The sequence below is a fragment of the Gemmatimonadota bacterium genome, assembly GCA_026387915.1.
GTDB lineage: Bacteria > Gemmatimonadota > Gemmatimonadetes > Gemmatimonadales > Gemmatimonadaceae > Fen-1231.
In genome coordinates this window covers 60778-81801 of sequence record JAPLKS010000004.1, presented here as the reverse complement: position 1 = coordinate 81801, position 21024 = coordinate 60778, and the positions used below count along the sequence as shown (strand labels likewise).

Genomic DNA, 21024 nt, shown 5'->3' with positions numbered 1-21024 from the left:
TCGCTCTTTCGGAGCGACGCGGACAATGTCAGCTGGGAGTGCTCTGGGACATTGCCCAACGCCATCTCGACACAGATGTTCGAGATTGGTGAACGCACGTACCCCGCCCTCAGGTACGCCCGTACGAAACCGTGCGGCAACGCACTCCAACCTCGACAACCGTAATTCCGGTTGTTGCGCATCTAATGTCTGTCGGGTGTTGGAGGCGGTCGTGCGCGGTTTTCCCTGACCAGATAGGTTAGGGGGATGAGAATCCACCTGTGCTTCGCCCGCCTGGCGCTTGCCGCCGCCCCCGCCCTTCTGGCCGCCCAGACCCCCGCCGACAGCCGTCTCGCGGCCGTCCGAACCCGCTTCTCAGGGGAGCGTGCCTATGAGACCGTCGCCTACCTCGACCGCTTTGTGCGGTGGCCGGGCAACGCTGGGTTCGATTCCAGCATCGCCCACGTGGCCCGCAAGCTGGCGGCGGCCGGTTACGTGGAGCAGTCAAAAGCGAAGGCAGGCGACCGGCTGACCTACCGTGTCGAGCGTTACCCGATGGCCGCCCCGGCCTGGGAACCGATTCATGCGGCGGTCTCGATTGTCGGCGCCGGCGGGGCCAAAACGCCGGTCTTTTCCTTTCCCGTCAACCGCAACATGTTGGCCACGAACTCCTTCTCCACCCCAGCGGGTGGAGTGGACGCGGATCTCGTACGGGTCGCGGACGTTTCCGCCGCCACGCTCGATGCGGCCAACGTACGCGGCAAAGTCGTACTGCTCGACGCCGCCGCGGGGCGCCGAGGGGGCCTCCAACAGCTGTTCACGGAGGCGGTAACAAAACGCGGAGCCGTGGGCGTGTTCGCCTACGCCTTGTCCGCCTATCTCCAGCCCGAAAAACACCGCACCTCCATTGTCTTTACCAGCATCCCATACGACTCCGTGGCCAAGGGGTGGGGGATGATGCTCTCCTTTGCCGCACGCGAACAACTGAATGCGGCGCTCGCTCGCGGCCCCGTGCGGTTGCACGTGGAAGCCGCGTCGCGTTTTGTCTGGCCAGCCACCGAGTTGACCGTTGTCGCAGAAATTCGCGGCAGTAAAGAGCCGGAAACGCGATTTGTATACAGTGCCCACGTGCAGGAACCGGGGGCGAACGACAACGCGAGCGGCGTGGGCGCGCTCGCCGAAGCCGCCCGCGTGGCGGCCGATCTCGTGAAGAGCGGCAAGGAAGACCCCAAGCGCACCCTCACCTTTCTGTGGGGCCAAGAAATTCGCAGCACCGACCGCTTCATCAAGCAGGACACCACCCGCGCCCGTGGCATTCGCTGGGGAATGAGCCTCGACATGGTCGGCGAGGATACCAAGAAAACCGGCGGCACCTTCCTCATTGAGAAGATGCCGGACCCCTCCGCCATCTGGACGCGCGGCGACGACAAGCACAGCGAGTGGGGCGGCTCCCCCATCAACGAGTCGCAGCTCAAACCGCACTATTTCAACGATTACGTGCTCCGTCGCGCGCTGGACGAAGCGGCAGGCAACGGCTGGGTCGTCAAGACCAATCCCTTCGAAGGAGGGAGCGACCACACCCCCTTCCTCACGGCCAACAAGCCCGGACTGCTCCTTTGGCACTTCACCGATGAGTTCTACCACACCGACGGCGATCGACTCGACAAAGTCTCTGCGGAAGAACTCCGTCACTCCGGCATCACCGCGCTCATGAGCGGTTTGCTTCTCACCTCCGCGGACGGTCCAACGGCGCGCGCGCTCGTCGGTGAACTGGAGCGCGCAGCCCTCGCGCGTGTAGAAGTGGAGCGTGTGATTTCTGCCGACTCCATTTCGCGCGGCGCCGACGTCGACAAAGAGCGCCACGTGCTCGAGGTGTGGGGCAGCTACTATCGCGGCGCGCTCGCCACCACCGAGGACATCGAAGTCGGAGGCGCAAGCGCCGAAACGCGTGCGGCGATTGCGGCGGCGCAGGCACGGGTGGCGGCGGCGGTCGCAACGGCTCGATCCAGACTCAAGCCGGAGTAAGGCGCGGGAGCGGTCTGTACCACCCCATCATGCGCGCCGGCCAGTACGCGGCGCGCATGACTGTTTAACGGCGATTAACCGCGAAACTCCTTCGGTACCAGCAGCGACTCAATCCCCTCGTACACCGCAATCAAGTGTCGCACATTCGACACGAAGTCGATTTTCGACACATCAATCTCGAGCACGGGACCGCGATACCACCCATTGGCCCGGACGTTCGCAATAAATGCGTCGTAGCGCGGATTCAGTGCCGTCACGAGTCGCAGCAACCCCTCGGGAATCTCGGCGGTCTCCGATTTTTCTTCGGCGCGCTGGCGGTCCCCAATATTGCGGAGCAGGTAATCCACGGGACTCTTGAGCAGCACTAAAAGTCCTGGGCGCACCAGCGAACGGAACTCGGTGTCAAGACGACCATCAATCACCTGCAACGCGTCGGCCGTGAGATAGGGCACGTCCATGTCGCGATGCAACACCTCACAGAACGCAAAGCGGTCGGCGAGCGGCGAGCCATCGATGCAGGTAGACGACTGCAAATGCGGTACCGCCTGCAACTGCATTTTGCGCAAATCGAGATAGGCGTGCTGAATGTCGAGCGCCGCCTGCTCCAGATGTGTCCGCGAGGCCCGTAATGCCGGGCTGTCAGACGCATCGCGCTGCTGATGGCCAATGAAGTCGTTGATGGCGCCGTAGTACCGCCCCAACGTTCGCTTGGCCGAATGCTTGGCCGTGGCGAGGAGCGGAAAGAGCGACGCGTTGTTGACCACGTGATCTTCGAACCCATCGTCCGGGAGTTCAAAGAGCGCGTTCATCCCCGTGTTGTACGCGAGGAGCTTCACGAGCGAGCTCTTCCCCGCCCCAATATTCCCCACGCAGGCAATCAGCGTTTGATGGCGCGAAAGGTACGTGAGCAACCGGCGCTCAACATTCGTGAGCCGGTTCGCAATCTCGTGCCGGCGGATCGTGAGATCTTCCTGCACCTCGAGCGTGATATTGCCGTCGCTCATGTGTTGAGCCGGCGCGCGGCGAGCATCCGACGCACCTTCTCCCGAATGGTGCCGGCCGCCACGTGCACATAGTCGGGATGGTCGTGCATGTCTATTTCGGCAGGCAGAATCACAATGTCACTGTCCGGTGGCACGATGGTGAGTTCCTGATATTTGCGCAACGTGCCGCGCCAGTTGGCGACGAGTGCTTCATAGCACTCGTGGATTTCGCGGAGATAATCCTTGGTGATCGTCTGCGCATAGGCATCACCAGCCGCGGCGCGCGCAGCGCGGCGCTTTTCGAGCAAGTCGGGCTCGGTGCGCAAATAGACCGTGAGGTCCGGCAGGCGAATGCGCTCGTGATGCAGCGTCTGATAAAACAGCGTGTTGTACAACTTGGCGTGCGCCGCCGGCATCTCACCGGCCTCAATCATACGCTTCACGAATACTTCGGGGCCGTCCAGAAAGGGACGATCCTCGAGGATCAACACACCCGTCTTTTGCTCGCGCGTCATCAGGTGGCGAATCTCGCGCTGTTGCAGCACGCGCATATGCAGAAACGCCGTTTCGGTGGGAAAAATATTCGCCACACGATCCTGATAAAAGAGCGCCAAGCATTCGTCGGTGAGCGATCCCTTCTCCACGCGCTCGGTGAACGAATACGTTTCGGCGCCGTCGAGCAGCCCTTGCAACTCGGAGCGGTAGGGCTCGCTCGCGAGCGCATTCATGAGCGTCGTCTTCCCAGAGAAGAGATTGCCCATGAGGCCAATGTGAAAATTATTCGCACTCACGACTTGCCGCTCTCCTTGGCCCACGAGTCGCGCAGGGTCACCGTGCGATTGAACACGAGGGCGCCCGGCTTGGAATCGGGATCGGAAATGAAGTAGCCCGTGCGCTCAAACTGATAGCGCGAGCCCACTGCGTCCGCACCCACACTCGGCTCCACCTTCGCGCCCTGCACGACGGTCAGCGAGTGGGGGTTCACCACCGAGGTAAAGTCCTGCCCTTCGGGCACATCTTCGGGATCGGCAATGGAGAACAGCTTGTCGTACAGCCGCAGTTCGCAGTCAATTGCGTGCGCCGCCGACACCCAATGGATGGTCCCCTGCACCTTGCGGCCATCGGGCGCATTGCCGCCATGCGTGGCCGGGTCGTACGTGCAGCGCAGCTCCACGACCTCGCCGGCGGCGTCCTTGATCACTTCGTGGCACGTGATGAAGTAGCCGTAGCGGAGGCGCACTTCGCGCCCCACGGAGAGCCGATAGAACTTCTTCGGCGGATCTTCCATGAAGTCGTCACGGTCCACGTACAGTTCGCGCGAGAACGGCACTTTGCGCGAGCCGGTGAGCGGCACGTCGTGCGGATAGTAGCTCGCGTCGAGCTCTTCCACCTGCCCTTCCGGGTAGTTGGTGAGCACCACCTTGAGCGGCTTCACCACGCAGAGCACGCGCGGCACGCGCATGTTGAGATCGTTGCGCACCGCATGTTCGTAGGTCGCGAGTTCCGTGCGCGCCGTCTTGCGCGCCACGCCAATCGATTCACAGAAGTCGCGAATCGCCTCGGGCGTCACGCCGCGACGACGAATGCCGGCAATCGTATGAAGGCGCGGATCGTCCCACCCCGTCACATGGCCGTCGTTCACGAGTTTCAAAAGCTTCCGCTTGCTCACCACCGTGTAGTCGAGCACGAGGCGTGCAAACTCCGTCTGCTCGGGCGGCTTTTCAAAGCCCGCTTCACGCACGAGCCAGTCGTAGATGTCCTTGTTGTCCTTGAACTCGAGCGTGCACAGCGAGTGCGTGATGCCTTCAATGGCATCGCTCAGGCCGTGCGCGTAGTCGTAGAGCGGGTAGATGCACCACGCATCGCCACGACGGTAATGGGTGGCATGCCGAATCCGAATGAGCAGCGGATCACGCATGATCATGTTGGGATGCGCGAGGTCGATCTTGGCGCGCAATACGTGCGCGCCGTCTGGAAACTCCCCCGCCTTCATGCGCGCGAGCAGATCGAGGTTTTCGTCTACCGTGCGGTCGCGGAACGTGCTGGGAGTGCCCGCCGACGTCACCGTTCCGCGGTGCTCGCGGATTTCTTCTTCGGTTTCGCTGTCTACATACGCCTTCCCCTTTTTGATGAGGAGAATGGCGAAGTCGTACAACTGCTCGAAGTAATCGCTGGCGTAGTACTCGGCGTCCCAGGTAAAGCCTAACCATTCCACGTCGCGCTTGATGGCCTCGACGTACTTGATGTCTTCGGTGAATGGATTGGTGTCGTCAAAGCGCAGGTGCACGCGGCCGCCGAACTCCTTGGCGACACCGAAGTTCAGGCAGATGGACTTGGCATGCCCGATATGCGGGTAGCCGTTGGGTTCCGGCGGAAAGCGCGTGCAGATGGTGCGGCCGAATTTTCCGGACGCCACATCTTCCGCGACCATTTCCCGCACAAAATCCCGGCGGGGCGTGTCCTGACTCACAAGCGTACCTGCGGTTGGGGTGGGGCGAGTGTTGAAAAATACACGGTTGCCAGCCGGTCTGAGAGGAGGCGGTCTCCCCTGCTAGCGCCTAACTGGGCTCGCCCGCTCTCCGAGTGGCCTGTGGGGCTACAGCCCCGGGCGCAGCTCCTGCACCCCACTCGTCCCCGGAACCGCCGGATCGCTGTCGCCCGGCCCCAGTGGCGGCCCCGTCCGTTGTTTGGCGCTCACGGCCTCGATGTGGATCGTCACAAATGACGTGGCGTCGATGTGCTTCTCTGGGATCACCCCGTAATCCACCCCTTCCTGCCGTCCTGGGAAGTAGCGGCTGATCATCTGGGCGAGGAGTTCGTGCTGGCGCTCGGGCGACGGCTGTTCCGCCGCGGCGCGGCCAAAGGCCACCGCACTGCGATAGTTGACCGAGTGATTGAGCCCGGTCTTGGAGTACACGAGACCGTCGGTGAGCGTGACTGTCACGCAGACCGAGGCTCCATCCTGCAGGGATCCCATAAGACGGCTGTTGTGCGCCCCGTGCAGATGCAGGAGCTCCGGCTCGCCTGCATCAAACGCATACGTCATCGGGATCACCACCGGCCCCTTGGCGTCGGCAATCCCAACATGAGCCACAATCCCTGCCGCGAGAATGGCCGCCGCAGCGTCCGGGACCGACCGTTCCTTGTGCTGCTTGATGAGCGCGCGATCCTCGTGAGTCATGGGCGAAAGATGCCCCGCGGACAAAAGCGCCACCAGAGCCGGCGCTGCCGCTTGCCGAGGAGCAGATCAGCCCCCATCGTTACCGCCCATGCGAGCCCGACATCTGCTGGCCCTCGTCGCCCTCGCGGGCGGCGCCTGCGCCAAGCCCGCCCAACTGCGTCACCCAGACCCCACGCGGCTTTCCGTGGCCGCGCCCGACAGTTTCACGGTGGACGTCCTGACGTCCAAAGGCACCTTCACCCTCACCGCGCATCGCGATTGGGCGCCACTGGGCGTGGACCGGCTGTATCACTTGGTGCGTGCCCGGTTTTACGATGGCAACCGATTCTTTCGCACGGTGGACAACTTCGTCACGCAATTCGGCCTGAACGGCGATACCGCAGTAACGGCGGCGTGGCGCGACCAGCGCATTGGGGACGACCCCGTCAAGCGGAGCAACGTGCGCGGTACTATCAGTTTTGCGAAAGGCGGAAAAGACTCGCGCACCACGCAGCTCTTTATCAGCTACAAAGACAACAGCCGACTCGACACGCTTGTGTTTGCCGTGATCGCGCAAGTGGTCGACGGCATGCCGGTCGTGGATTCCCTGTACAAAGGCTACGGCGAAGGCCCCCCGCGCGGCAAAGGCCCCTCGCAGGATCGCATTGTGAAGGAAGGCAATGCGTACCTGATCAAGGACTTCCCTTTGCTCGACTACATCATCACCGCCCGTATTGGACGGGAATGGAGACACCAATGAGTGCCCCGCACCACGCGTTGGCCGCCCGCCGCTGGCGCATCGCGATCGCGCTCACGATGGCTGTGGTCGTGCTGTATTTCGGATTCATTCTGTTGATTGCCTATCGCAAATCGCTGATGGGATCCATTGTCACGCCGGGGCTCTCGGTGGGGATTCTTTTTGGCGCCGCCGTGATCGTCGTGAGTTGGATGAGTACCTGGGTGTATGTCCGCTGGGCGAACCGAAGCTACGACCCGGCTCTGGCCGCGCTGAAAGCGGAGGGCAAGTGATACTCGCGCTGATGCAAGCCTCCGCCGCCGCGAGCGTATCGGCTGCCCAAGCGGCAGCTCCTGTCGCGAGCGCAGCCAGTGCGGCGCCGGCGAGCGCTATCGGCCAACCCAACACGGTCGCGATGGGATTCTTCTTTCTCTTCATCGCCATCACCCTCGCCATCACGTATTGGGCAGCACGACGCACCAGCACCACCGAGCACTTCTACGCCGCCGGGCGCAGTATCAGCGCGGCACAAAACGGATTTGCGCTCGCCGGCGACTACATGAGCGCGGCGAGCTTCTTAGGCATCGCCGGCCTCGTCTCCACGAGTGGCTTTGACGGGCTCGTCTATTCCACCGGCTGGCTGGTCGGTTGGCCAGTGGTGCTCTTCTTGGTGGCCGAACCGCTCCGCAATCTCGGGCGCTATACCTTCGCGGACGTTGTCGCCACGCGACTCAAGCACACTCCCGTGCGACTCGCCGCAGCGCTCGGCACGCTCTCGACCGTCATCTTCTATTTGATTGCGCAAATGGTCGGCGCGGGGTCGCTCATCAAACTGATGTTCGGCATTTCGTATGAAACCGCCGTCATCATTGTGGGCATCGCGATGATTTCCTACGTGCTGTTTGGCGGGATGATCGCCACGACGTGGGTCCAGATTGTGAAGGCCGCACTGCTTCTTGGCGGCGCGGCCGCACTCGCCTTTATGGTGCTGCTCCGCTTCCATATGAATCCGCTCGAGCTCTTTGCCGCCGCAAGCGATAAGTACGGCGCCGCCGTCCTCGCGCCGGGCAAGCTCGTCACGAACCCCATCGACACCATTTCACTTGGAATGGCGTTGATGTTTGGCACTGCGGGGTTGCCGCACATTCTGATGCGCTTCTATACGGTGCCCGACGCACGCGCCGCACGCACCTCCGTGTTCTACGCGACGGGGCTCATCGGCTTCTTCTATCTGCTCACGTTCATCCTAGGCTTTGGCGCGATGGTGCTCGTGGGCCCCGACGCCATCAAGGCCATCGATAAGGGCGGCAATATGGCCGCGCCGCTCCTCGCGGAGTTTTTGGGCGGCACGCCCTTCCTTGGATTTATTGCGGCGGTGGCGTTCGCTACGATTCTCGCCGTGGTGGCGGGCCTTACGCTCTCCGGCGCCGCGGCGCTGAGCCACGATTTGTGGACGAGCGTCGTGCGCGGCGGACATGCCAAGCCCGGCGAAGAGCTCCGCGTCGCACGCGGCGCAACCTTTGTGCTCGGCATTATTGCCGTGGTGCTCGGCATTACGTTCAAGGGGCAGAATGTCGCCTTCATGGTGAGCCTCGCCTTTGCGATTGCCGCGAGCGCCAACTTCCCAGCGCTCGTGCTCTCCATTTTCTGGCGCCGTTGCACCACGCAGGGCGCGGTGAGTTCGATGCTCTTTGGGACCGTCGCAACGCTCGTCCTGATTTATCTATCGCCCGTCATTCAGGTGGACATCCTCAAGCATGAGAGCGCCTGGTTTGCGCTCAAGAATCCGGCGGTCGTGACGATCCCAGGATCGTTCCTCATTGGCGTTGTCGTCTCACTCTTCACCACCGATCGATCGGCCGTGGCCGCTTATGATGGCGCTGTGCGCGACATGATCGACGGCGCCAACGCCCACTGATGCGCCGTTTGTCACCCCTCCCGCGCGTTAGGTGCGCACCGCAATGACTCAGGAATCCACCGCACGCACTGGCGGCGAACGGCTTGCCGATGCCTTGGTTCGGCACGGCGTCCAAACGCTGTTTACGCTCCCCGGCGGTCACATCTCGCCGATCTTCGTGAGTGCCAAGGCTCGCGGCATTCGCATCATCGACGTGCGTGACGAAGCCAACGCCGTGTTCGCCGCCGATGCCACCGCGCGACTCACCGGCAACATCGGTGTCGCCGTGGTCACGGCTGGCCCTGGGCTCACCAACACACTCACCCCACTGCGCAACGCGCTCATGGCGCGTTCTCCCGTGGTGCTCCTCTGCGGCGCCACCGCGACGGTGCTGCGCGGACGCGGCTCGTTGCAGGACATCGACCAGATCAGCGCCGTGCGCTCGCACGTGAAGTGGGCGGGCCAGGTGAACCGCGCGGAAGATCTCATTCCCATGTTCGCGCAGGCCGTTGAGATTGCCCGCACTGGGCCCACGGGGCCGGTTGCCCTTGAGTGCCCCGTTGACCTGCTCTACAACAGCACCCTCGTACGCGAGATGTACGGCGTGGCGCGGCCGCTCGCGGTAGGCGCGCCGCTCTCGCAGCGGCTGGAACGCTGGTACCTCGAACGCCATCTGCGCAAAACACTCGGCAACTCGCCGGTGCGTGACGACACCACCATGCCGTCCGCACCCAAGCGCACCAAGCCATCGCCGCGCGCCGTCGCACGGGCTCGTGCACTACTCGACGGTGCCAAGAAACCCGTGTTGCTCATTGGCAGTCAGGCGATGGAAGCCCCGCAAGAAGCCGCCGCACTCGCACAGGCCGTCACCGCGCTCGGCGTCCCGGTGTATCTCGCGGGCATGGCGCGTGGGTTGCTCGGCGCCACACACCCGCTCCAACTGCGCCAGCAACGCAAAGAAGCCTTACGCGAGGCAGACGTCGTGCTGCTCGCGGGCACGCCCATGGACTTCCGACTCGACTACGGCCGCCACTTTCGCCACGGCACGACCATCATCACGGCTAACAGCGATGCCTCCGAGTTGCAGCGCAACCGCCGCGCGACACTCGGCGTGCACGGCGACGCCGATCTTTTTGTGCGCGCGCTCGCCACGTCAGCACCGCGCGCGGACTGGAGCGCTTGGCTCGATATCTTGCACGGACGCGACGCCGCACGCGAAGCGGAAATCGACACGCGCGCAGCGGCCGTGGTCACGCCAATCAACCCGCTCGCACTTTGCAAAGCCATTGACGGACTCCTGAGCGACGACAGCATGATCGTCGCCGACGGCGGCGATTTTGTCGCCACGGCAGCCTACACGCTGCGCCCGCGCGCGCCCCTTTCTTGGCTCGACCCCGGCGTCTTCGGCACACTCGGCGTCGGCGCCGGCTTTGCGATTGGCGCGAAGCTTCACCGCCCCTCCGCCGATGTATGGCTCATCTACGGCGACGGTGCGGCTGGCTTTAGCGTCATTGAGTTCGACACGATGGTGCGCCACGGTATTCCTGTGATTGCCGTCGTAGGCAACGACGGCGCCTGGGCGCAGATCATGCGCGACCAAGTGCCGATGCTCGGCGACGATGTGGCCACCGTACTCGGGCGCACCGCATTCCACGGCGTGGCCGATGCGCTCGGCGCCAAAGGATTCCTCCTCGACGATCCCGCTAAGATGGAGTCCACGCTGCGCGCCGCACGCGATACCGCTCGCGCCGGCACGCCGGTAATCGTCAATGCGCACATCGGGCTCACCGATTTCCGCAAAGGCTCTATTTCACTTTGAGCGCTGTGGCCGATCTGTCGATTGTCAATGTTGGTTACAAGTCCACCAACTTCTGGGTGGTGAGCGCTGGCCGTTCGCGTATAATTGTGGATCTCGGATGGCCCGGATCGTGGGGCACGATGCAGGCGGGTTTGGAACGCATGGATGTGCCGCTCAGGGAGCTCCGTTACGGTCTGGCGACGCACTACCACATGGATCACGCCGGACTCGCGCAAGAGTTCAAGGCGCACGGCGTGCCGCTGCTCGTGCTTGAGGAACAGGTGAGCGCGATCCCCGCCATGAAGCAGTGGATGAAGCCCACCGATCACTACAGCGAGATCACCGCGCACGACAACACGGTGATTCGCCTCGCCGAGAGCCGTTCGCTGCTCGCGACCATTGGACTACACGGCGAGATTGTGCACACCCCCGGTCACTCCGACGACAGCGTCTCCCTCTTGCTCGACAATGGCGCCGTCTTCACCGGCGATCTCACCCGTCCCGGATTGGGCGAGACTGAACAGAAAGCCGCACAGGTTGATGCGAGCTGGGCGCTGCTTCGGTCCAAGGGTGCAACGCGGGTGTATCCCGGCCACGGGCCGGTGTACCTGCTCGGCTAGGAGAGTTTCGGCCGGTCGTCCATCGGCACGAAGTGCATCAGGAACGTTCGCTCCTGCGGCGTCAGGCTCTCGAGCCCCGTGGCGTTGATTTTGTCGAGGATGCGATTGAGTTCATCGCGATTCACCTCGTGCGCCGCCTGCGGGTCCACCTTGCGCCAGTTCCCAATGCGCGCCTCTGCTTCACGCGGCGCCGACGCCACCGCGCGCCGAAACTGTGAGGAACCGCTCCGCCAATCGCGCCACTTTAAAAAGATGAACGCGCCCGCGTAGCCGCCGAGGTGGGCAAAGTCCGCAACGCCACCGGCCGAGCCCCCCAGACCGCTATAGAGCGCGAGACCCGTGGTGACGAGCACCAGAATGCGCGCCGGCACTGGAAGCACACCCCAGATATAGATCTTCTCGTGCGGCCAGAACCACGCGAAGGCGAGCATCACGCCAAAGACCGCCGCCGACGCTCCGAGAATGGCCGCATGCGGTGCGAGCACAAACGAAAGCAAGGCGCCAGAAATCAGACTCGCAAAGTAGAGCCACGCAAAACTGCGCGATCCCAACCGCGCCTCGACGCGCGGTCCAAAGAAATACAAGCCGAGCATGTTGAATAGGATGTGCCCGAAGCCCCCGTGCAAGAACGCATACGTAATGATCGTCCACGGCCGCACGAGTACGAGGGCCGGTACGAACACCAGCGCGTCCATTGCCGCAGGCACCGTGAGCTGCAAGAAATACCCAATCGCATTCGCGATGAGAAACCGCATCACCCACGGCGTCACGCGGACGCTCCCACCAACGGATGCGCGCGACCACGCGCATCCACCGGCCAGCTCCGCTCCACCCGATCACCCCGCACCCCATACATCACATCGTTGAGGTGCACCACAATGCACACGTGATTGGGCACGACTCGCACGAGATCGCCCACCTGCGGACGCCAGTCCGTGTGCGACAAATCGAGAATCCCGTGCTCTTCGTTCATGCGGCTCACGATGACGTCAGGCCGATCGAGTAACGACCCGTAGCCTTCGCCCTCCACGCCACGCATCGGTTCACGGCCGAGCGCTTTCGTTCCGGCGTCAATCACCGCCTGGTTCGGCACGCTCGTGCTCACCACCGTCGACAGCACCGTGAAGGCACAGTCCTCCCAGCCGCAACTTCCAATGGCGGCGGTGCCTCGGTCGTTGTAGACGTAGGTCCCGGGGCGGAACTCGGTGACACCGGTGATTTCGTGCGTGCGCCACACGGTCGGCGTCGACCCGCCACTCACCACCCCCGGAGCCACGCCGGCGCTATCGAGCGCCTGCGTCGCGCTGGCGAGTGCGGTGCGGAGCGCATCGAGCTTCGCATCCTGTCCACCGACCAGATCGCGAATGTGCCCGGGGTAGAACGCGATACCCGCATACTCGAGCGGCGCACTCGCCTGCACGAGTCGCGCGAGTGTGATGGCGTCGTCCCACGCGGTCACACCCACGCGGTGCATTCCAACATCGAGTTCCACGTAGACGCGCACGGTGCGGTCCGCCGCGCGAGCCGCGGCATGCAGTTCGTTCACGGCGCGCGCCGAATCGAGCGACACCATGAGACGCGTCTCCTGCGGGAGCGCCATGAGCTTGCCGAGCTTTGGTCCAATGGCGGGATACGCGAGCAGAATGTCGCGCGTGACCGCGCTCATCACCGCGGCCTCCGCCGGCGTGGCCACCGTCAGCCCAACCGCGCCGCTGGCAATCTGTGCCGCTCCAACGGTGGTGGATTTGTGCGTCTTGATATGCGGGCGCAATGCCAAACGATGCTGCGCCGCGTACGCGGCCATGCTCGAGACGTTGCGTTCAAAACGATCGAGATCCACCAGCGCGGCCGGGGTTTCAAGCGCCGCGAACGAACTGCCAGGCACGACGGTCATGTTACAGTCGAAAGAGATAAGAGGCCTTGAGGAAGAACGCGTCGCTGGTCCGCTTCAGATCGTGGAACCAGTACGCGGTGGGCTCGGTCATCTGCGACCCATAGCCGGCGTAAAACACCGTGCCCGGATTCGGTTTGTACGCAAAGAGGAAATCGCCGCGGAAACTGTTCACGGTATTGCTCGTGGTGCGCACCCAGCGCTGGCTTCCGGTGTCAAACATCAGGAGCGGATTGTTCGTGCGCGTGTCATCGCGCAGCGCGTCCGTAAAGGTGCTCACGTACTCGCCAATCAACCGCACAAACACTTCGCGGTTAATCTGATATTCCACCTTCAACCGCGGATCCAAAATACGTTCGACACGGCTGTTATCGCTCGGCCGGAAGAAATCCTGCATTTGATACGTGAAGCCAACGCGCAGCTGTTCACTGGCGCGCAGATCCACGCTCGCTTTGGCATAGTGAATTTCGACCGGCGCCCACTCCGGAAAGTTTTCATCCTGCCCCCACAGCCAGAGCGCGCTGAAGGTCAGGTTCTTGAGCTGGGGCGAGTTCACAGAGAGCACGAAGTCGCGGTTTGGCAGGCGAGCCGTCCCCGTGAACGCGAGCGTGTCACTGGCCCGCCCCGCGCGCGGCACCTCAATGCGGTACCGGCCGCTGTAGAACGCCGGATCGTACCCGAACACCTCGAGGAGCACCGACGCGCCCAACTGCCATCCGCCACGCAGTTGCTCGTGAAAATTGAAGTGCAGCTTTTTGTCGCGCGCGTCGCCGCTATGGAAGAAATTTCGATAGGCCCACGTGCCGTCGATGTTCATATCCATCGAGAACTGCTCAACCAACGCGTCCTTTTGACCAAACCAGGTGTAGCTCGGCGCCAGCTGCGCATGGACCTGCCCCACGCGCGAAATGAATCCGCTTTGCGTCGTGAACTGATCGCTGATCCCGCTGAAGAGCGAGTTGAAGCTCAAGGATCGCCCGCTGCGCCGCAGCCGCGTCTCCCAGAGCGGCGCATTGGTTTGCACGCCACCTTTCATCGTGGCGCTGCCCGCGGCCTGCAGCTGGAGCGTCCAGATTTTGTTCCAGACGATGCGACCATCGAGGTCGAGCACGCGATTCCAGTTCGCCCCGTCCATCCGGTCGGTGTACATCACCCCGACGCGCGACTGCGCACCGAGATCACGCTGAATACGCAGGATGTTAAACACGGGATTGTCGCGCCCGGTCGACGACGCTGATGTCGCATCCACCGCAGACAGGAGCGCCACATCCGTGCTGCCCACCTTGCCCGTCATCTTCGCCGCCGCCACCGGCTGCACCACACGGCGCGTGTAAATCAGGTTGCTCGGCACCGTGAATTGCTCAATGCCATCGAGAAAGAAGGGACGCTTCTCGGCAAAGAAAAGAGCCGCGCGCGGATCGAACGAGATTTGCCCCGCGTCCGCTTCGACCTGCGAAAAGTCGGGATTGACGGTGGCGTTGAGCGTGAGGTTGTTCGTCACGCCCCAGCGGACACTCCCACCCAGCTTGGGGCGCTCGCCGACATAGCTCCAGGCGTCCCCCCGGCTGGCCGGCGTCCCGCCGGTGCGTTGCGTGGCCTCCGGCGTGATGTCCACCACGAGCCCGCGCCGCAAATCGGTGAGCCCCGTGAGGGCGCCGCTCTGCCCAAGGAAACTCGCCGCCGCACGCAACGCCGGAGCCCAGCTGTATTCATACCCGCGGTACTGCGCCGTGCGCGTGATATTCAGCCCCCACGTTTGCACGTCGGCGCTCTGATACTTGAGACTCTTGAACGGAATGCGGATTTCGACTTCGTAGCCCCACTCCGTCACGCGGCCCTTCGACTGAAACACAAAATCCGGACTGAGGTCCGGCGCCTCTCGCGTCTGAACCGTGTTGCTCGTGAAGCTGCTGCCGCCGATGTTGCCGCGCTCCACTAGCATCCCGTCCGCTTGCACGCCGAGGGGGTTCACCGAGAACACCGCCGCCTGACGGCCGTCGTTGAACGTCCCCAGGAAAATCGAAATGTTGTCATCCTGCGAGATGTGGTCACGATCCGCGAGCGTCGCATGCACCTGCGCCGCCGGCTGAAAGGCGCGAATGCCAAAGTGAATGGCGGTCGCCGAATACCACACCAGCACATGCGTCGAGTCGGCCGCCGGCGCGCCGTCGGCGGGCGCATACTGCGAGAAACCGGTGAGTCGGGCCGCCTCGAGCCACACCGGCTCATCAAGGCGTCCATCCACGGTCACCAGTTGGTCTACCCGCGGCAACTTCACCTGCAACTGCCGCGCGATGCCACTATAGGTGGCTCCCGCAGGAGGGTCGAGCGACACGAGCGCCAGTGCGGCAAACAGAAGAGGCAGCATGAGCGGGAGAGGGGCCGAGAGTGGAGGAACCGCCTAGGAAGATGCGCGGGAACACACCTTCGCGCTATCTTCTGCGCGATGACAGAAACCATCAACTTCCCCACGGTGCCCGGCGCCGCCCCCCGGGTTGAGGATAAGAACGATCTGGGCTTCGGCTCGATCGTCGCCACCGATAGCCAAACGCGCCTCCTCAATAAGGACGGCACGTTCAACGTTCGACGGCGCGGTATCGGGTGGATTGAATCCCAAAGCTTCTACCACGTTGCCCTGACCCTCACCTGGCCCCGCTTCCTCTGGGCGTGTGTGTTCTGGTACCTCGGGCTCAACGTGCTCTTCGGCGCGGCCTTCTGGCTCTGCGGTCCAGCCGCGCTGGTCGGCAGTGGCGCGGCGGAAATGGGCGGCACGCTCTGGCGCGCCTTCTTCTTCTCCGTCGAAACCTTTGCGACCATCGGGTACGGTGAAATCAGTCCGGTGGGCGTCACGCCGCACTGGGTCATGGTCATCGAGAGTCTGGTGGCGCTCCTCAGCCAAGCGCTCATCACCGGCCTCCTGTTCGCTCGCTTCTCCCGCCCCACTGCCGCGATTGCGTTCAGTCACAAGCTCATCGTTGCGCCATTTCGCGGTGGCCGCGCGCTGATGTTCCGCATCGCCAACAAGCGCAGCAACCAACTCATCGACCTCGAAGCGCGCGTCACCGCGAGCTGGGTCGAGCGCGGCACCGCCGGCATTGGCCGCAAGTTCCAGCAACTCACCCTTGAGCGGCAGCGCGTCCTGTTCTTTCCGCTCGCGTGGACCGTCGTGCATCCGATTACCGAGGAGAGTCCGCTCTACGGCCTCTCGGACGCGGACCTGCGCGCCCGGAACTTCGAATTCCTGATCATCATTTCGGGCATCGACGAAACATTTTCGTCGCAGGTACACGCGCGCTCATCGTACAAGCCCGACGAAATCACCTGGGGCGCGAAGTTCCAGAACATCTTCAATCCGCCCGACGCCCAAGGGCATCTGTCCATCGACCTCAACCGGCTCGACGACGTTGACGCCGTCGAGCTTCCGGCTCGCTGACCGTCGAGGCTCCGATGCGCCGTTACGCCTCGTGCCCCGTGCGCGCCACGGCGTGCTTGGGATGGTGCCGCGCCTTCGCAGCAGCCGCGCGCTTCTTGAGCTCTGCCTTCGTGAGCGGGGCAAGAATGGTCCCGCGGCACTTCTTGGTACCGCAGCGGCAGCCGTAGAGCGTGTATTCATCTTCGTCGCTCTCGGTACCGTCGCGCGTGTAGGCGTAATCGTACGCAATTTCGTCGCCCTTGCGAATATCCTTGATCGCTTCAATGAACACGCGCGAACGCTCAATGAGCGCTTCGCAGTTGGCGTCGCAGGAGTGATTGAGGAACCGCGCGTCGTTGCCGTTCACGGCCGCGTCGATCACCGTCTGCCGCGTGACCGCAAACAGAAAAGTGTGATGCACACGCTTTGAGTGATCGTCGTAGCGGGCGTCAGCCACCGCATGCGACACGCGCTCGCCGAGGTACTCGATGACGCGTTCACCCTTTTTGATGTCGCGCGTCGCGAACCCGCCGCGCCCCGCGATCTTCGAGTGCTTCACCACGAACAGCTGTTCGCCGGTGGATTTCTTCGATTTCACTTTACGAGCCGCCATGCCACATCCAGGCCAAGGTACCAGTTTCGCAGTGGCGCGGGCTCAAGCACCCGCCCCTGCGACCCGTTGATCGTCACGGACGCGACGTACGGAGTATCCAGTAAGTTGTTCACCGCGACGAACGGATGGAACTGGGTCCCCCCAACTGCTCCCCGCCAGGCGACGCGCACATTCACCAATCCGCGCCCCCAAGCCGCCACCGGCAGCGTGTTGCGATCATCGCCAAAGAGCGCGCCCGCCGTGCTGTGGTCCGCATCGAGCGTCCAGCCGTCCCAGTGCGCCTGCAGCCCCGTCCGCACAAAGCGACGGGGCACCCCCGCCTCTCGTTTGCCGTCGAGCGTGTCAGTGCGCGCCCCATTCGGCACTCGATTATGCACAAACCGATAATCGCTCTCGGTCCACGCCACCGACGCCGTGAGCCAACGCGCCACGCGCGCCTCCGCGCCAATCTCTAGTCCGTCGCGTCGCGTGGCCCCAGCATTCCGAAAATAGGCGCGCCCATTTGTTTCGAGATATTGAATAATCGCATCGCTCACATTCGAGCGGAACAGCGACACGGAGTAAGTCACCACCCCGCCGAGCCCACCGCGCGCTCCGACTTCAATCGTGCGGGTGGTCTGCGGCCCAAGATCGGGATTAAATCCGCCCGCACCGTCGGCGCGCGAGTTGAGCTCAGTGGTAGTGGGCGTCTCGAACGCCGTCGCGTAGTTGGCATACGGCGCAAACGAGGGACCCCACGCCCACACAACGCCGGCGTGCCCACTCGCGGCGCGCATGGTGCGCGAACCACTGTTATCGCCGTTGCTGGAGCCAACCGCATCACGAAAAAAGTGATCGTGCACATCAAAGGCGAGTTGGTCGTAGCGACCGCCGGCACTCAGCGTGACATCACGCACCGGTGTCCACGTTGCCAACACAAAGGGACCGACCGACGCCACCACCTCACGCTGGTCGAGCAACAACGTGTCGGTCGGCGCCGTCCGGCGCCCCGCAGTCCCGCGCCAGTTGCGACGACGATCATCGGCGCGTTGCAGGTCCAAGCCGGCCGTGATCCGCGGCCCCGAGATCATCGCCGCCGTATTCGCCACATCCGAACCATCCGCGCGTCCACTCGCTGCACCATCCAGCGACCATGTGCCGTCGAGTCGGAGCCCTTCAATCCAGCGCCCCAGCGACCCCACCGTGCCAACATTCGCGGCGATCGTGCCCGACGGTGATGTCGCCAACGGATTATCCACCAACCGTCGCATCACATACGTCGTCGCCGACCAGGTGACGTTGTCGCCAGCGTGCTGCAGCCGCACCGAAAACTGCGTCTGCGACAAACTCCGCTGCGCCCCCCGCGCCATGTTGATCGCCGCCGCCGAGTCACGGTTCGCCGCGTATTCCGCCGCCGTGAGCGCACCGGGATTCAACGCGTCCGGCGTCGCCGCCGCATTCACACGGAGCTGCACGGTCGTGCGCGCATCGCGCGCCCAATCCGCAGCCGCCATGAGCTGGCGCGTGTCGGCGCGACTGTATTGCCGCGTGCCATCGGTGGTCGTGCGCGAGAGCGAGAACGCGCCAATCACATTATCCGCGCGCCCCGAGGTACGAAGTTGCACCTTGCGCATCCCGAACGCCCCGCCGCTCACCCGCGCGCTCTGCCCGAGCGCATCGGGCGCCGAGAGGTCGCTCGTAAAGGCAATCACCCCACCGGAGCCGTTGCCGTAGAGCGTGGACGCCGAGCCACGCAGCACTTCCACGCGCGACACGTCGGCGAGATCCACGTTGGTGAGCTGACTCTGCCCGTCCGGCGCCGACTGCGGCACGCCGTCGAGCAGCACCTTCACGCCGCGCAGTCCAAAGTTCGCACGCGCGCCCGCACCGCGAATGCTGAGCCGTTGATCGAGCGCGTAGTTATACCGATTGGCGATATACACGCCGGGAATCGCTGGCAATGCCTCATCAATACCAAGCGTGGCGCTCGCACCCACCACGCCGGATTTCTCAACCACGCCAACGGCCCACGGTGCACGGCTCGCCGACACCGGAGTGCGCGTCACCGTAATCACCGACCGTGCGAGCCGCTGCGCGTTCTCCGCGACTACCCGCGCCACGGAATCAGCGCGCGCCGCAGAATCAGACTTTGCAGCGGGCGGCGCCTGCGCGGCAGCGCGCGCCGGCAACACAAGGCACACCAGAGCGAGAAGGGTGACGCGTTTCATGGACTAACGGTACACGACCGGCGCGGCGGCCGCACACCTCCTCGGGCCTGTCGTATATTCGTCTCCATGCGCCCTCACGACCCGTCCCGCCTTGCCACCCACCGGCTCTCCCTCGACCACGTCGAGCGCGCCGCACGCACCATCAACCCGCTCTTCCTGCACTCGCCGCAGTTTGCATGCGAACCGCTGGGCGCCGCCCTCGGCGCACGCCTCTCGGTGAAAGTCGAAACGATGAATCCGATTCGCTGCTTCAAAGGGCGCGGCGCCGACTATCTCGTGGCCCAAGCGCGCCCCGGCGAACCGCTCTTGTGCGCCAGCGCCGGCAACTTCGGCCAGGCCATGGCCTTTGCCGCACGTGCGCGCGGTCACGCACTCACCGTGTACGCCTCCGTCAACGCGAACACACTCAAAATCGACCGTATGCGCGCCCTCGGCGCCACCGTCATTCTCGACGGAGAAGATTTTGACGCCGCCAAGCAGGCCGCACGCGCGGCCGCAGCGGCCAGTGGCGCGCGGTTTGTTGAAGATGGACTCGACCTCGAGACACTCGCCGGCGCCGGCACGATCGCCCTCGAATGGCTACAGGCCGCCGATGTGCCCGACGTCTTCTGCATTCCGCTCGGCAACGGCGCGCTCTTCAGTGGATTCGCACGCGTCGTAAAGGCGCTGCGCCCTGCCGCACGCATGATCGCGGTGCAAGCCGCTGGCGCACCAGCAATGATCGAGTCGTGGAAAGCGGGGCGACTCATCGAACATGATCGTATTGACACCATCGCCGACGGCATCGGCGTGCGCGTTCCAATAGCCCAGGCGCTGGACGATCTGCGCGATCTGATTGACGATGCCCTCCTCGTGAGCGAGCCGGCCATTCGACGCGCCATGCAACTCATTCATGAGCACACCGGTCTCGTCGCCGAACCGTCGGCCGCCGTTGGCGTGGCAGCACTCTTGGAACACTCGTCCCAACTTCACGATCAACACGTGGGCACGGTGCTCTGCGGCAGCAACGTCACCGCGCAGCAGTTGCGCGACTGGTTCTAAACAGGCTCGCGACGGTCCCCGAATCGACGAACCGATAAGCAGCCAGATTCGGTTATTCATGCAGCTAGCTGCCTTCTACCGCACCACTTGCGCTCAAACGGCTGAGAACTTATGCATTAGCTATGCATAATTCGGCATCAACTGCTACCGCCGAGCCCACGACGTTTCGGGCTCGCCCCGCGCTCGTGACCGAGCTCGCGCCCGTCGTACGGCGCGCGCAGCTCGTGGACGTGCTGCAGCTGGCGGCATTGGTGAATGGCTTTGCCGCCGACAAGCTCCTGCTCCCCCGCACCACCGAGCAGGTGGCCCTCGCGCTCGACAACTATGTAGTCGCCGTCGATGCCGGTGGACGCGTGCTCGCCTGCGCCTCGCTCGACGAATATTCGCCCTCGATCGCCGAGGTGGCGTCGGTGGCGGTCGATCGCGGCTTCCAGGGCTTTGGCCTCGGAACGCAGGTGGTGGCCGCCGCGGAACAGATCGCACGTCAGCGCGGCTTTGAGCAGGTCTTTGCCATGAGTCTCGCGGAACGCTTTTTCAGCTCAATGGGCTACGCGGTGGTGGCACTCGCCGACTACCCCGAAAAGCTCGCGCGCTACGAGAGCCTCGTGGCCGGCGGCGTCGCCATTGTCCCCAAGCGCTGCTTCGCCAAGACGATCGCGTAG

General features: G+C 63.7%; 18 protein-coding genes. 9 read left to right on the top strand and 9 right to left on the bottom strand.

Features of this window, described 5'->3' with window-relative positions:
- The first annotated feature begins 246 nt into the window (after positions 1 to 246).
- Positions 247 to 2004 (top strand): M28 family peptidase, encoded by a 1758-nt coding sequence (locus tag NTZ43_00815; protein MCX5765750.1) that lies wholly within the window; start codon positions 247 to 249, stop codon positions 2002 to 2004.
- 74 nt (positions 2005 to 2078) lie between these two features.
- Here NTZ43_00815 and NTZ43_00810 read toward each other — a convergent pair whose 3' ends face one another.
- From NTZ43_00810 to NTZ43_00795, 4 genes are all read right to left on the bottom strand, one after another.
- Positions 2079 to 3008, bottom strand: coding sequence for a deoxynucleoside kinase (locus tag NTZ43_00810; protein MCX5765749.1), 930 nt, complete (start codon positions 3006 to 3008; stop codon positions 2079 to 2081).
- On the bottom strand, positions 3005 to 3778 hold the full coding sequence (locus NTZ43_00805) for a deoxynucleoside kinase (protein MCX5765748.1): 774 nt from the start codon (positions 3776 to 3778) through the stop codon (positions 3005 to 3007). The genes NTZ43_00810 and NTZ43_00805 overlap by 4 nt, the downstream gene beginning before the upstream one ends.
- Positions 3775 to 5457 carry a glutamine--tRNA ligase/YqeY domain fusion protein gene (locus NTZ43_00800; GenBank protein MCX5765747.1) on the bottom strand — a complete coding sequence of 561 codons (1683 nt, stop codon included), beginning with the start codon at positions 5455 to 5457 and terminating at the stop codon, positions 3775 to 3777. The genes NTZ43_00805 and NTZ43_00800 overlap by 4 nt, the downstream gene beginning before the upstream one ends.
- A gap of 126 nt (positions 5458 to 5583) precedes the next feature.
- Entirely contained in the window at positions 5584 to 6168 is a 585-nt protein-coding gene (locus tag NTZ43_00795) for a pyridoxamine 5'-phosphate oxidase family protein (GenBank protein ID MCX5765746.1), read from the bottom strand.
- Between the two features lie 88 nt (positions 6169 to 6256).
- Here NTZ43_00795 and NTZ43_00790 point away from each other — a divergent pair, with 88 nt between their 5' ends.
- The 5 genes from NTZ43_00790 (at position 6257) to NTZ43_00770 (ending at position 11198) form a co-directional block, all read left to right on the top strand.
- A complete protein-coding gene (locus NTZ43_00790) occupies positions 6257 to 6907 on the top strand; it encodes a peptidylprolyl isomerase (GenBank protein MCX5765745.1) in 651 nt (216 codons plus the stop codon).
- Complete coding sequence (locus NTZ43_00785; GenBank protein ID MCX5765744.1) at positions 6904 to 7176, top strand: DUF485 domain-containing protein; 273 nt, start codon at positions 6904 to 6906, stop codon at positions 7174 to 7176. Before NTZ43_00790 ends, NTZ43_00785 begins: the two co-directional genes overlap by 4 nt.
- A gap of 122 nt (positions 7177 to 7298) precedes the next feature.
- Positions 7299 to 8801: a sodium/solute symporter gene (locus NTZ43_00780; protein MCX5765743.1), complete on the top strand. Its 1503-nt coding sequence runs from the start codon at positions 7299 to 7301 to the stop codon at positions 8799 to 8801.
- Positions 8802 to 8844: 43 nt separating this feature from the next.
- Complete coding sequence (locus NTZ43_00775) at positions 8845 to 10599, top strand: thiamine pyrophosphate-binding protein (protein MCX5765742.1); 1755 nt, start codon at positions 8845 to 8847, stop codon at positions 10597 to 10599.
- Positions 10600 to 10604: 5 nt separating this feature from the next.
- The gene (locus NTZ43_00770) at positions 10605 to 11198 is read left to right on the top strand and encodes an MBL fold metallo-hydrolase (protein MCX5765741.1); all 594 of its coding nucleotides are present in this window, start codon (positions 10605 to 10607) and stop codon (positions 11196 to 11198) included.
- On the opposite strand, the gene NTZ43_00765 is transcribed toward NTZ43_00770, so the two are convergent.
- The 3 genes from NTZ43_00765 to NTZ43_00755 are packed head-to-tail and all read right to left on the bottom strand — an operon-like array spanning position 11195 to position 15457.
- Positions 11195 to 11968, bottom strand: a complete 774-nt coding sequence (locus NTZ43_00765) for a rhomboid family intramembrane serine protease (protein ID MCX5765740.1) — start codon at positions 11966 to 11968, stop codon at positions 11195 to 11197. The genes NTZ43_00770 and NTZ43_00765 overlap by 4 nt on opposite strands.
- Positions 11965 to 13092: an alanine racemase gene (locus NTZ43_00760; GenBank protein ID MCX5765739.1), complete on the bottom strand. Its 1128-nt coding sequence runs from the start codon at positions 13090 to 13092 to the stop codon at positions 11965 to 11967. Before NTZ43_00760 ends, NTZ43_00765 begins: the two co-directional genes overlap by 4 nt.
- A 1-nt stretch (position 13093) precedes the next feature.
- The gene (locus NTZ43_00755; GenBank protein ID MCX5765738.1) at positions 13094 to 15457 is read right to left on the bottom strand and encodes a DUF5916 domain-containing protein; all 2364 of its coding nucleotides are present in this window, start codon (positions 15455 to 15457) and stop codon (positions 13094 to 13096) included.
- Positions 15458 to 15535: 78 nt separating this feature from the next.
- Here NTZ43_00755 and NTZ43_00750 point away from each other — a divergent pair, with 78 nt between their 5' ends.
- Positions 15536 to 16522 carry an ion channel gene (locus NTZ43_00750; GenBank protein ID MCX5765737.1) on the top strand — a complete coding sequence of 329 codons (987 nt, stop codon included), beginning with the start codon at positions 15536 to 15538 and terminating at the stop codon, positions 16520 to 16522.
- 22 nt (positions 16523 to 16544) lie between these two features.
- Here the strand turns inward: NTZ43_00750 and NTZ43_00745 are convergent, their stop codons facing one another.
- Positions 16545 to 17114 (bottom strand): SET domain-containing protein-lysine N-methyltransferase, encoded by a 570-nt coding sequence (locus tag NTZ43_00745; protein ID MCX5765736.1) that lies wholly within the window; start codon positions 17112 to 17114, stop codon positions 16545 to 16547.
- Positions 17096 to 19321, bottom strand: a complete 2226-nt coding sequence (locus NTZ43_00740; GenBank protein ID MCX5765735.1) for a TonB-dependent receptor — start codon at positions 19319 to 19321, stop codon at positions 17096 to 17098. The genes NTZ43_00745 and NTZ43_00740 overlap by 19 nt, the downstream gene beginning before the upstream one ends.
- 66 nt (positions 19322 to 19387) lie before the next feature.
- On the opposite strand from NTZ43_00740, the gene NTZ43_00735 reads away from it, so the two are divergent.
- On the top strand, positions 19388 to 20362 hold the full coding sequence (locus NTZ43_00735; protein ID MCX5765734.1) for a pyridoxal-phosphate dependent enzyme: 975 nt from the start codon (positions 19388 to 19390) through the stop codon (positions 20360 to 20362).
- A 122-nt stretch (positions 20363 to 20484) separates the two neighbouring features.
- Positions 20485 to 21024, top strand: coding sequence for a GNAT family N-acetyltransferase (locus tag NTZ43_00730; protein MCX5765733.1), 540 nt, complete (start codon positions 20485 to 20487; stop codon positions 21022 to 21024).